10 protein-coding genes and 1 pseudogene are annotated in these 12,592 nt (G+C 57.9%); 1 reads left to right on the forward strand and 10 read right to left on the reverse strand.

The genetic code is table 11. From position 1 onward, the window contains the following. Positions 1–128: 128 nt before the first annotated feature. The 10 genes and pseudogenes from phnF to JO965_RS28605 form a co-directional block, all read right to left on the reverse strand. A complete protein-coding gene (phnF, locus tag JO965_RS28560; protein WP_203445423.1) occupies positions 129–830 on the reverse strand; it encodes a phosphonate metabolism transcriptional regulator PhnF in 702 nt (233 codons plus the stop codon). 64 nt (positions 831–894) lie between these two features. Continuing rightward, positions 895–2,124 (reverse strand): alkaline phosphatase family protein, encoded by a 1,230-nt coding sequence (locus tag JO965_RS28565; protein WP_371826948.1) that lies wholly within the window; start codon positions 2,122–2,124, stop codon positions 895–897. A gap of 7 nt (positions 2,125–2,131) precedes the next feature. Further along, positions 2,132–3,178: an ABC transporter ATP-binding protein gene (locus tag JO965_RS28570; protein ID WP_203445424.1), complete on the reverse strand. Its 1,047-nt coding sequence runs from the start codon at positions 3,176–3,178 to the stop codon at positions 2,132–2,134. Continuing rightward, positions 3,175–4,191, reverse strand: a complete 1,017-nt coding sequence (locus JO965_RS28575) for an ABC transporter ATP-binding protein (protein ID WP_203445425.1) — start codon at positions 4,189–4,191, stop codon at positions 3,175–3,177. The genes JO965_RS28570 and JO965_RS28575 overlap by 4 nt, the downstream gene beginning before the upstream one ends. A gap of 39 nt (positions 4,192–4,230) precedes the next feature. After that, complete coding sequence (locus JO965_RS28580; protein ID WP_203445426.1) at positions 4,231–5,715, reverse strand: ABC transporter substrate-binding protein; 1,485 nt, start codon at positions 5,713–5,715, stop codon at positions 4,231–4,233. An 89-nt stretch (positions 5,716–5,804) separates the two neighbouring features. Then, the gene (locus JO965_RS28585) at positions 5,805–6,713 is read right to left on the reverse strand and encodes an ABC transporter permease (protein ID WP_246777041.1); all 909 of its coding nucleotides are present in this window, start codon (positions 6,711–6,713) and stop codon (positions 5,805–5,807) included. Further along, positions 6,713–7,624, reverse strand: coding sequence for an ABC transporter permease (locus JO965_RS28590; RefSeq protein ID WP_203445427.1), 912 nt, complete (start codon positions 7,622–7,624; stop codon positions 6,713–6,715). The genes JO965_RS28585 and JO965_RS28590 overlap by 1 nt, the downstream gene beginning before the upstream one ends. Before the next feature lie 688 nt (positions 7,625–8,312). After that, complete coding sequence (gene tdh, locus JO965_RS28595; protein ID WP_203445428.1) at positions 8,313–9,341, reverse strand: L-threonine 3-dehydrogenase; 1,029 nt, start codon at positions 9,339–9,341, stop codon at positions 8,313–8,315. A gap of 20 nt (positions 9,342–9,361) precedes the next feature. Further along, the gene (locus JO965_RS28600) at positions 9,362–10,564 is read right to left on the reverse strand and encodes a glycine C-acetyltransferase (protein ID WP_203445429.1); all 1,203 of its coding nucleotides are present in this window, start codon (positions 10,562–10,564) and stop codon (positions 9,362–9,364) included. A 108-nt stretch (positions 10,565–10,672) separates the two neighbouring features. After that, positions 10,673–11,290 (reverse strand): annotated as a pseudogene (locus JO965_RS28605) (FAD-dependent oxidoreductase); the annotation flags it as partial. Between the two features lie 151 nt (positions 11,291–11,441). On the opposite strand from JO965_RS28605, the gene JO965_RS28610 reads away from it, so the two are divergent. After that, positions 11,442–12,029: a helix-turn-helix domain-containing protein gene (locus JO965_RS28610; RefSeq protein WP_246777042.1), complete on the forward strand. Its 588-nt coding sequence runs from the start codon at positions 11,442–11,444 to the stop codon at positions 12,027–12,029. Positions 12,030–12,592: the final 563 nt, after the last annotated feature.

Below are 12,592 nucleotides of genomic sequence, written 5' to 3' on the forward strand. Positions count from 1 at the left end.
TGCAACACTTTCATGACAAGAGGCTGGTTCAGCAAAAAAGTGTCGGTCGGATCAACAGAGGGAAGATGACCGGCGCTGGAAGGCTGAACCCGCGAGTGAGGCTGCCTTCCCGTTCGCCGGCAATCTCATTAATCATCGCCTTCTATCAGGTATTCGTATCTGTCGGCTCGGATAACACTGAAGGCGTATTTGATCGGCAACCCATCCGGAGTCACATCGACATTGGTTTCGAAAAGCACCGGGCTGGACGAAGATATTCGCAACAGAAGGGCTTCCTGTTGGGTGGGCCGTCGGGCCGTTATCCGCGTCCATTTTCGCTTGTATTCCGGAATGCCACAGCGCTTCAGGGCCGCAGTCGGAGAGTTCAGCCCCTCGAACGCCGTGGCGAGACCAGGAACTCGTTCGACGGGAAAATAGGCCGTCCCGGTCGCCAGGGGCCAATCGTTGATGAACGAAGTCGTCCTGACGGCGGTAACGAGCGCCGAGGGAGCGACCTTCAGATGCGTGGCAATATCAGGTTCAACAGAGATCTCGTTGATCGACAATATCTCCCGCTTGACCGACTTGTTCTGGCCAAGAAGTTTGAACGTGAATCTCGGATCACTGTCCAAGGTGTGCGAAATGAAATCGTCGGCAACGAAGGTACCGACACCGTGTTGCACCCGCAGAGCCCCTTCAGACTCCAAAACCTTGATGGCGTTTCGCACGGTATGGCGATTGACGCCAAATCGTTCTGCCAAGACCAGGTCCCCAGGCAGGCGACCGTTCTCGAAGGCTCCTGCATGGATATCGCTGAGTATTCCGGAGCGAACCACTTCCCAACGTTTCATTAAGCACCACTTCAACTGTCTATACGGCCGTTGCATTCCCCAAAATGGGTGCACAAAACCCTGCTTACTCGAAAAGCGGCCGATCGGGAAATGACTCAATGGGTAGCCCAAGGATGGATGCAAGAGTCGGAGCAAGGCGCGTTGCTTCAGCTCCTTCCGCCACCGCACTTGGAAGACCTGCCCCGGATAGGATGCAGATACGATCATCCGCACTCATACCTGGTCGAAATCCATGGGTGGATTTGTATTTCGGGCGACCGAACGGTTGGTCTGCCGGACGCCCGGCTGGCACCTCTTCGAAATCATGCTGCGGCGGAGCCACGAAGGTGGCAATGCGCTCGCGCAGCCCGACCGGCAAATGTGCATCGTTCCAGGGTTCCGCCCCGACGGCGGCGAGCCTTTGCGTAACCTCTGCACGATCGGCATCGTTGTCGACCAGGACATGCAGCGTCGCCCCCTCGGTGCTCCACGTTTTTCCGGGAATCACCAGCTCGGGCAAGATCGACGCGTTGATATTACCGTGACCGTGATCGCTGGTAATTGCGATCACGTAGTCGTCGAGCCGGCCGGATCGCCGCAGAGCCTCCAGGCAAAGACCAACGAGGGAGTCGGCGAAAGCAATAGAGAAATGGGCCTCTTCGCTCTCATAACCGAACTCGTGCTGGAACATGTCTGTGACATTGATCTCGGTGACGACCAGATCGGGCGGCTCTTGTGAGCCGATCAGCCTTGCGGCGGCGGAGACGGTCAGCTGGTCGTCGATGAGCGTCGCTGTGACCCGAGAGACGCTATCCGGCCTTGCGGACTCCTGAACGAAGGATGGCAGGGGAACTCCCGCCAGGCGACCGCGCGGATCCTTCACTCTCAGGAGATAGGGGACACTCCCGTCGCTCGGAACCTTGGTGAAGCCGGGGCCACGCATCCAGCTGGGCGGAACATAGACGGAGGTGTCTTCCGGGTCGATGAGAGCGTGCCCGATGCAGGCCACGTCCAGACCCGCGCGTGAAGCAAGGGTTGCAATCGTCGGCATATGAAGATGCTCCACCTCGGCCGCAATGAATGCTCCGTCGCTCAGAACGCGATTGCCAAAAACCCCGTGCATGTCTGCTTCGACGCCTGTGAGGATGGAAGCCCGACCCGGCATGGAGGTTCCCGGTACGGCCGAACGCATCCGGCGAACGCGGTATCCACTCTCCGCGAGCAAAGACAAATTTGGGAGACGATCCCGATGGCTTTCAAAATAGTCCGAGCTCACGCCATCGACCATGATCAACAGAAGTTTGCGACGCTTCATTTCAATGTCATCCCTTCAAATCGAAAGATTTTTGTTTGATGCAGGCCGTCCAGTGCCCTGGTACAACCTGCCGCAGTGCCGGTGAAGCCGTTGCACATTCTGGGCTTGCGATCGGGCACCTGGTTCTAAAGACGCAGCCGGATGGCGGTGAAACGGCACTCGGCACTTCACCTTTCAGGACCACCCGGTTTCGTCGAAGGCTTGGATGTTCGACCGGCAGTGCGGACAGCAAGGCTTCGGTATAGGGATGCGCAGGCGCATCCCAGAACATTGCCGAAGGCGCGATCTCCATGATCCGACCGAGATACATGACGATCACCCGGTCGGCGATGTGGCTGACCACGCGCAGATCATGCGAGATAAAAAGCATCGTCAGGGACAGCCTGTCCTTCAGATCCAGGAGCAAGTTGACGATCTGCGCCTGAACCGAAACATCGAGAGCCGAAATGGGCTCGTCGGCGACGATGAAATCCGGCTTGGTCGACAATGCCCTGGCGATGGCAATCCGCTGGCGCTGACCGCCGCTGAAGCCGTGCGGGTAGCGCGCGCCATGCGCCGGGGAAATTCCGACCTGGGAGAGGAGTTCTGCCACTCGCTCGAGCCGTGCTCGCGGCGTCAGATGAGCATGATGGATCGACAGCGGTTCACCGACGGTTTCCTCGACGGTCATGCGTGGGTTGAGGCTGCTATAGGGATCCTGGAACACCATCTGCATATGCCGCCGAAAAGAACGCATTTCGTTTGGCGTCAAGGTCGTCAGATCGACCCCATTGAACCGAACCCGACCGGAACTCGGCGAGGTCAGGCGCAGCAAGCTGCGCCCCAATGTTGTCTTGCCTGAACCGGATTCGCCGACCAGAGCAACGATCTCACCAGGAAATATCGAAAACGATGCTCCGTCGACGGCCTTGATGAATCTCTTGGGACGGAACGGCGACGTGCTGCGGAGCGGCAGGTGGACGCGAACGTCCTCAACCTCGAGCAGAGAAGGACCGCTGAACGCCGGGATCGCACCTCCATCGGGTGTGCCGGAATGAGCAAAGGCCGCTTTCATGCCGCAACCTCCGGCTCCGAAGCAGCATCGGTGATTTCGCGCCAACGCCAACAACGAACGCTGTGTCCGTCGGCCGTGTCGAGTTCCGGCATGTGGCGTGCGCAGTCCGCGACGGCGTAGCTGCAGCGCGGACGAAAGGAACAGCCGGTCGCCAGATGAGCAAGGTCCGGAGGGCTGCCGGGGATGGCAGAAAGCCGCCGCGGAAATGCGCGGCCGGGCTGCAATTGCGGCCGCGCTTTCAGCAGACCGCGCGTGTAAGGCATCCGTGGCGCATCGAAGATCTGCATGACATTGCCCTCCTCGACAATCCGGCCGGCATACATCACCACGACCCGGTCGGCGATTTCGGCAACGACACTGAGGTCATGCGTGATGAACAGCATGGCCATGCCGGTCTCCTGCTGTAGTTCGTGAAGAAGGGCGAGGATTTGCGATTGGACCGTGGCATCGAGAGCCGTCGTCGGCTCGTCGGCGATAAGCAATTTCGGACGACATGACAGCGCGATCGCGATCATTGCACGCTGCCGCATACCGCCGGAAAGCTGATGAGGATAGTCATCGAGACGCCGCTCGGCGTCGGCGATGCCAACGCGGTCGAGTAGTTCTCTGGCCTGTCGCCGTGCCTCTCGCGGAGTGCATCGTCGATGGGTCCGAAGGACCTCGATTATCTGGTTGCCGATCGTGTAGACTGGATTGAGCGCAGCCGCGGGCTCCTGAAAGATCATGGCAATGTCATTGCCAAGAATACTGCGCAGGCGTTGCGCCGGAACTTGAAGAAGATCCTCACCTTGATAGAGGACCTTCCCTGCAACTATCCGCCCCAGCGACTTCGGGATAAGGTTTAGAATGGAAAACGCGGTTACCGATTTGCCCGAGCCGGATTCTCCGACAAGGCAGATCGTGCTCCCTTGTTGAACCGAGAACGAAACCCCTTCAACTGCTTTGACAGTTCGACCTTGGGCGTAGAAGTAAGTGCGCAAGTTCTCGACGCGCAGGAGTTCGGCTTGGATCATCCTAAAACCTTCCTGGTAGCTAAGCGATAATAGTGACGATCACTTGAAGTGAATATTATCCGGCCGGAAATCCATTGTGTACTCCGTGTACGGAAGCCACTGAATCGTGGACCGAACTCCGTAGAATTCCGGCGCACGATAGAGATACGTACCGGGCGCTTCGTCCTCAAATATATCGATCATCATTTGATAGATATCGTAGCGCCGTTTGCTATCGAGTGTCGTCTCACCCTCGCTTGCAAGTTCATTAAAGCGCGCTTCGTCCTTCCAAAACCGCTTCGCCCAAGTCATATAAAGGGTGACTGCAGGGTCAGTTGGCACGACCCAGTCCGAACCGTTTCGTACAGCGAGTACCGGATCCTCCTTTTTCAGCTTGGTCCATCCCTCGTCAACACGGACGCTGGCATTGACGCCGATCGCCTTCCACATCTGAACGACAGCTTCCGCGACAGCAACGCCATTTGTGTAGTAAACGGGGTGAGTTACGAAATGGATCGGCTGCCCTTTGTAGGACGACTGCGAGAGCAGCTGACGAGCGCGCTCAGGGTCAAAGACCGGTGTGGGCCGATTGGGATTGTAGAGTTCCGGTCCCCAGGCCTCATACTGCGCCGAACGCGGAAGCGTAGCCTTGCCATCCCATAAAGCATCCACAAGCAGCTGGCGGTTGATCGCGAGATTGAGGGCCTGACGCAGTTTCTTGTCGGCCATTACCGGATTGAAGGTATTGTAGAGAAGGAAGTGATGGTTCATCAATGCGCTACGGACTTCGCAGCAACCCAGACCTGCTGCCGCCTTCAATTGATCTGGCGGAAGGCTGTTGATGATGTCGACCTCGCCGTTTGCGAGCGCAGTAATTCTCGCTGACACCTCCGGGATGGCTTTGAAGGTCAACATTGAGATTGTCGGCCGGCCGCGGAAGTAAGAGTCGTTTGCCTTGAGCTGCATGCTGTCGTCAGGCTGGAGCTTGAGGAAAGCGAACGGGCCCGTCCCAACCGGCTTTTGGCCGAATCCGCTCTCTCCCACCGACTCGAAATAGGCTTTTGGCACGATATTGCTGGAATGATAGGCAAGCAGGTGAAGCAGAATCGGGCTCGGACCCTTTGTCGTGATCCGGACGGTCAGATCACCGACGATGTCGATTCGTTCGATCACTTTGAGAAGATTTCGGGCACTGACATAATCAGAAGCAGGGTCCAGGATTCTATCAAAGGTGAACTTCACGTCAGCGCTGGTCAGAGGCTGGCCGTTGTGAAACCGCACCCCCGGTCGAAGCGAGAATTCCGTGGTGCGGTCATCGATCCGCTTCCAACTTTGTGCAAGGCCGGGAACAAGTTCATAAGCTGTCCGATCCTTGCTTCTGGAAAAGTCCCGCGCAACGAGCGTGTCGAAGATATTGTAGGTCATTGGGATGTCGACATTCCCAAGTGCCAATGCGGGATCGAAGTTGGCGCGGACCGCGTTGACGCCGACAGTGAGGGGGGGTCTCGTGTCTTCCTGCGCGACCGCGAAGGTCGGCAGTAGCATAGCGACCGCTATGAGTAGGTTTCGCATAGTATCTCCTAAGGTTGAGGTTGTGAGGTTTTCCTGCAGGAAGCGCTTGAGAGCGGCGCGATCTAGGCGCGGCTCCGAGGATCAAGAGTGTCGCGCAGCCAATCGCCGACCATGGATGCCGCCAGAGTGATTGCGACAATAACGACACATGGAAGTATCGCCAGCCACGGTGTGGTGATCAGGTAGTTTCTGGACTCACCCAGCAACGAACCAAGAGAAACATTTGGCGGCTGAACACCCACTCCAAGAAACGAGAGTGACGACTCCAGAACGACGATCTCGGCGAAGCTCAGGCTGGCCAAAACGATGACTGGCGACAAGGTGTTGGGAAGAACATGACGTATCGCAATACGCCAGGGTGATGCGCCTGAAGATCGAGCCGCTTCGATAAAACTGCGTCCTCGAAGGGTATGCACCTGGCCGCGGACGACCCGGGCATATTTATAATAGTCCGAGAATCCGACGATCAGCACCAGGACGAGCGGATTGGTGCCTATGAGGGCGACCGCTGTTAATGCCACCAAAGTGACCGGCACCGAAGCCTGCGCATCGACCACAGCCATGAAGCAATGGTCGATCCATCCTCCCACGCTTCCCGAAATGAGCCCACTGAGCGTGCCCGTGATGACTCCGATGATGACTCCGGCACCAGCAATGAGCAACGTGGTTTGGGTTGCGAAAAGAAGACGAGAAAGCACATCTCGCCCGAGATGATCCGCTCCCAGAATGTATTCTGTTGTACCCCCAGCAAATGCCGGCGGCCGGAGCCGGCTTAAGAGACTCTGGTCCGCTATATCATGCGGTGCAATCACCGGAGCGGCAGCGGCGAGCAATGCGATCACGGCAAGGATCAGGCATGAAGCGATTGCCACTGTCGGGGGACGACTACGCCGTCCTGTACCAGTTGGGATGAGTTCGTCTTCGGTGTCGGAAGCAAGCAGTCCTGACGCACTGGTATCTATGCTCATCATTACCTCCCACGCACCCGCGGATCCAGCAAGCCGTAACCCACGTCAACGAGAAGATTGGTGAAGATGATTGCTGCCGAAAACACGAGAATTCCAAATTGCAGCATGGCGAAATCGCGTTGCATGACCGCGTCGATCACGAGACGTCCTGCTCCAGGCCAGGCAAATACCGACTCCGTCACCACGGCGCCGGCGATCAGTCCGCCGAGTTGCAGGCCCAGAATAGTCAAGACCGGGAGTATCGCGTTTCTCAGTCCGTGCTTCACAACGACAAGGGATGGGCTCAACCCTTTACTACGCGCATAGCGCATGTAGTCCTGTGACAGGACCTCCAGCATGCTGCTGCGAACGAGCCTTGCTATGTTGGCGCAGGTCGCAAGAGCAAGTGTAACCGTAGGGAGGATCAGATGTTTCCATGTACCCATGCCTCCACTCGGCAGAAGCCTTAAGGAAAAGCTGAAGGTTAAAATGGCGGCAATGCCGACAACGAAATTCGGAATGGCCTGTCCCACGATTGTCGCGGTCGTGAGCGAGCGATCAAAGACGGTGTTGTGACGGAGCGCGGCCCATAGGCCGGCGGCCATACCAATCATGACGGACAATAAGAATGCCGGAACAGTCAGAAGGAGGGTATTGGGAACGCGTTCCATAAACAGTTCGACGACAGGCCGATTTGAGAAGAAACTCTGCCCGAAATCTCCTCGGAGGAGAGCTGCGCCGTACCGGACATATTGGGTTGGTATGTCATCATCGAGTCCAAGCTTTGTCCTAAGCTCAACTCGTTGGTCCTCAGGCAGGTCAGGCGGAATGAGGAAGGCTGTGGGGTCTCCCGTCATTCGTGTCGCAAAAAACACGATGGTGAGGATCGCCCACAACGTAAAAGCGCTGCGGAAGGCTCTTGATATGAAAAACACTAAACGCTCCTCCACGCACCGGTGGGCCGAAGTCACGGACATTCGACATCTGATAGAATGTTGCAGATAACCAGATGTCTAGGTATCTTCTTAGAGGTTCCATGTTACGCTTTGATGACAGTGTGACATACAGTGGAGCTGGTGGAATAAAACGTAATCGAAGTCATAATGGACGACGTACTGGAGGCTGGAAGAAGTACCTTGTCAAAGCGGCTTCAATTCTCAAGGCTCACATACCAAACAGTCTCTTGTTGGGAACTCACCATTCAACATCCCCAGCCAGCTCCTGGATAAGCCGTGGTCCATTGGCAAGTCTTCGTCCGAGGACCTCAAGGAAACTTCGGCATCACTCATTACCCTTGTCACCGGCGGCGACTGCTGTCGACCGCGAAGACGACCCTGCACTCGGCACACGCTCACGCGGCGCGCCTCTGATCCGCTTGGACTGAGCTCTCCTGAGTAACCCTCGACCCTGATCCCAGTGTCAAGCCGGTGAGTTTTTGAAAAACTACTTGCAAAATAGCCCGCGATTAGACGACCCCATCAAAGCGATTCCGGGGCTATTGGGAGCTTCTCCCGCAGTCCCACCGACTTCCATTCGACCCTGCCTTCAGCACGCAATTGGTGCCGGACGCAGCGCTGTCGTCTCCTGGCTCGACCAGGCTACCCTAGTCATCGACGAGAGTCCTCATGCATACCAATCAAGGACGATCTTTCCGCTGCTACCGCTTTGCATGACCTCAAAACCGGTCTTGTACTCCCTGACCGGCAACCGATGCGTGATCACCTTGCGGACATCAAGACCGCTTTCGAGCATGGCGAGCATCTTGTGCCATGTCTCGAACATCTCACGCCCGTAGACGCCTTTCACGGTCAGCATCTTGAAGACAACTTTGGTCCAGTCGACAGGAGCGGGCCGTGCGGGGATGCCGAGCATGGCGATCTTGCCGCCCATCACGAGATGCTCAACCATCTGATCGAACGCGGCCGGCGCGCCGCTCATCTCCAGTCCGACATCGAAGCCCTCCCTCATGCCGAGGCGCGCTTTGACCGAATGAAGATCCTCCTTGCGCACGTCGACGGGCACGACGTCCGCTACTTCGGACGCCAGGGCGAGGCGATTCGGATTGACATCGGTGATCACCACATGTCGCGCACCGGAGTGCCGGGCCACGGCCGCACTCATGATGCCGATCGGCCCTGCGCCAGTGATAAGAACATCCTCGCCGACAAGGTCGAAGGACAGGGCCGTGTGAACGGCGTTGCCGAGAGGATCGAGAATGGCGCCAAGCTCGTCATCGATGGCGTCTGGAAGCGGCACGACGTTGAAGGCCGGAAGACGGAGATACTCCGCGAACGCACCCGGGATGTTGACGCCGATTCCTTTGGTATCGGGATCGAGGTGGAACCGCCCGCCGCGGGCAGCCCGGCTGTTCATGCCGATGACATGACCTTCCCCGGACACCCGCCGGCCAACCGCAAGATGCCGGACATTGGCGCCGACCTCGACAATTTCTCCGGCATACTCGTGCCCGATGACCATCGGTACGGGTATGGTACGCCGCGCCCATTCGTCCCAGGCATAGATATGAATGTCCGTTCCGCAAATGCCGGTCTTGTTGATCTTGATGAGAACATCATCCGGCGTGATCGGCGGGATCGGAAGGTCGTCCAGCCAGAGGCCGGGTTGCGCTTCCGCTTTGACAAGAGCTTTCATGAGAACCCCTCTATGGACCATCAGATCACACCAAGCGCTTTGCCGGCGTCGATGAAGGCATCAATCGCGAAGCCTACGTCTTCGTCGGTCAGTGCGGCGGACATCTGGGTTCTGATCCGCGCTTTGCCTTTCGGCACGACCGGATAGAAGAACCCGGCGACATAGACGCCGCGCTCATCCAGAGCGGCTGCCATGGCCTGTGCGAGGCGCGCTTCATGCAGCATCACCGGGATGATTGGCGTCTCTCCCAGCAGCAGCTCAAATCCGGCCGTTTGCAGGCCCGCGCGAAACCGCTGTGCATGGGATGCCAAGTTCTGCCGCCTGTCGTCGGCCTTTTCCGCGATTTCGATGGCCTTGATCGATCCGGCCGCGACCGCCGGGGCAAAGCTGTTGGAGAAGAGGTAGGGACGTGATCGCTGCCGCAGAAGATCAACGATCGGCTGAGATGCGGCGACGAAGCCACCCATTGCGCCGCCCAGGCTCTTGCCCAACGTTCCGGTGACGATATCGACCCTTTGATCGACTCCGGTCAGAGCCGGAGTTCCCCGTCCGGCCTCGCCGAGGTGGCCGGTCGCATGGCAGTCATCGACCATGACGAGGGCGCCGTATCGCTCGCCCAGGTCGCAGATTGTCTGAAGGTTGGCCACATATCCGTCCATTGAGAACACGCCATCCGTGGCAATCAGCTTGAAACGTGCGCCATCCCGGTTCGCTTCCTTCAGCCGATCCTCAAGTTCGTTCATGTCGCCGTTGGCAAACCGATAGCGCTTGGCCTTGCAGAGGCGCACGCCATCGATGATGGAGGCGTGATTGAGGGAATCCGAAATGATTGCATCTTCCGCTTCGAAGAGCGGCTCGAACACCCCGCCATTGGCGTCGAAGCAGGCTGCGAACAGGATCGCATCGTCCTTGTTCAGATACCGCGCAATCCCCCGTTCGAGTTGGCGATGCAGCGTCTGCGTGCCACAGATAAAGCGCACCGACGCCATGCCGAAACCGAACTCGTCCAAACCCCGCTTCGCCGCAGCGATCACCTCGGGGTGGCCGGCCAGACCAAGGTAGTTATTGGCGCAAAGATTGACGACTTCGCGCTCCACGCCTGTGCCACCAACGCGAATTTTGCCGCCTTGCTGGCTGGTGATGAGGCGCTCGCGTTTGTAGAGGCCGTCGGCCTCGATCTGCGCGAGCAGCCCCTGAATGCGATCTTCGAATTTCGGTGCCATGGCGCCTCACATTTCCGATATACCGGACTAGTCCAATATATCGGAGCGACTGTCAAGAGATGTTCCCGACTCAGAGAGGGCAACGCCGTCCAAACCAGGGGTCACGGCTTAGCGTGAGGCGGCGTCCGAATGTGAAATCAGGGACGCCACCATCTCCGCAGTCGCGGCCGACAACGTCCATCCGAGTGGCTGTAGCCGGTGCTGTAGAAGACACCGGGTCTCTTGCCCGCGCATACGCGCGGCATCATGTCCGGCATCATCGGGCGAAGGCCCGACCACGGGACGCACTGCGCGTGCTCATCGAAGGGAAGTGCTTGCGGCATCAAGCAATCAGCGGCTCGATTCGTGCGCTTCGGATATCACGATTGAAACCGTTGAACCCGGCGGTGCCCGCCACTCGAAATCGGCCATCGCCCAGTCGGCTGGGACGATCTTTGCGTCGTCATCCAGAAGGCTGACCCAAGGCGCTGAGTCTCTGTCGGCGGGTTGGGTGAGTTCCACAGTGATCGAGTGCCCTTTCACAGGATAGATGTTGATCCCGTCGCCCAACTGCATGGCAAAGCGCCGAGAACGGACGCCAGCGCAGACGACGATCTTCTGGAACGACAGGCCAGCGATGGGCTCGGGCTGTTCCGCGCCCATACGGATCCGTTCGAAGCGGATCCTGATTTCGTCGTCACGTGCCTCGACATCGACGACATCGGATCCAAGCATGTCCTCAACGCCAAGACGTCGGCAGGCGGTTTCGGCGAGGCTCTCGGCGCCTCTCTCCTACAGTTCGTATCATGATGAAAACACCTCTACTTGGCAACAGGAAAGTTTGAGAAACGGGAAGGATTCCTTTATACGGGAATGTGACGGTGTGTTCGCGGCTTGCATGGGTCAAAAGAAGGTTAGAATGTCTCAACGTATTCCAAAGATCGGACCGGCCATTCAGAAGGAGCGCAAGGGGCGCAAGCTGACACTCGAGCAACTCGCCGCCCGATCCGGCGTTTCGAAGTCGATGCTCAGCCAGATCGAACGGGGTGAAGCCAATCCGACATTTGCGGTGGTCTGGAGCCTGACGCAGGCGCTGGACATCACCTTCTCCGACCTTGTTGGCACCGGCAGCACAGCGGCGAATGTCGACAAGATCGAAATCACATCAAAGGCACATACCCCAGAAATTCGGAGCTCGGATGGCCGATGTCGCCTGAAGATCCTCAGCATTCCGCGCCTCGCCGGCCAAACGGAATGGTATGACGTGGAAATAGAGGCGGGAGGCAGCCTGGACAGTGAGCCGCACGCGGCTGGTGCCTACGAACATTTCACCGCCCTGACCGAGGGATTTGAAGTCACGTGCGGGGAGATCACAATGCGTCTCAGACAGGGCGAGACCGCGCGCTACCCTGTTGATGTCTCGCATCGCATCTCCAACGTTGGTGACAAGCTCGCCCGCGGATTTCTTGTTGTACTTTTTAAGTGAAAAGCGATAGCGGAGCGAACAGGCCTAAGCACTGCCCCGTTGATCAACCCGTTGAGGTGCAATCTCAGAAGTCGTGCGTGCGAACTTGGCAATTAGGCGGCGTACCCTGTCCGGGTGAGGGCGCGGAGATCAAGCCTGCTGAGGCACTCGATGCGGAGGGGCAGCAGGATGTCGTTCTCCGCAGCAAAGTTATGCCCTGCGAGGAGGAAGCCGCGTGCGGACGATCTCCTTGCCGGACACGGATCGACGGGTGAATCTGAAACTGGACTTGCTTCGGGAGAGATACTGCTGGCGATTGGGTTGGATTGGTTGAGGTGGGCTCACCGTTTAAGCTGTGGAGGCTTGGGGTCAAACCTGGAGGCTTCCATATCGCTCCGACCGATCTTGAATGGTGATGTCCCAGCCTCGACCGCAACCGTCGCCCGCGCGGCCTTTCCTCATGACATTCCTTATCTGCTCTTGCGCGACCGGAACAAATTCGGCTTGATGCAACGTTACAGATCCGAATGGCCGAACCCGAGTTGGCAAGCCAATCACACCAAACTCAACATTCCGGTCCTCAA

Source organism: Microvirga sp. VF16 (assembly GCF_016864375.1).
Classification (GTDB): domain Bacteria; phylum Pseudomonadota; class Alphaproteobacteria; order Rhizobiales; family Beijerinckiaceae; genus Microvirga.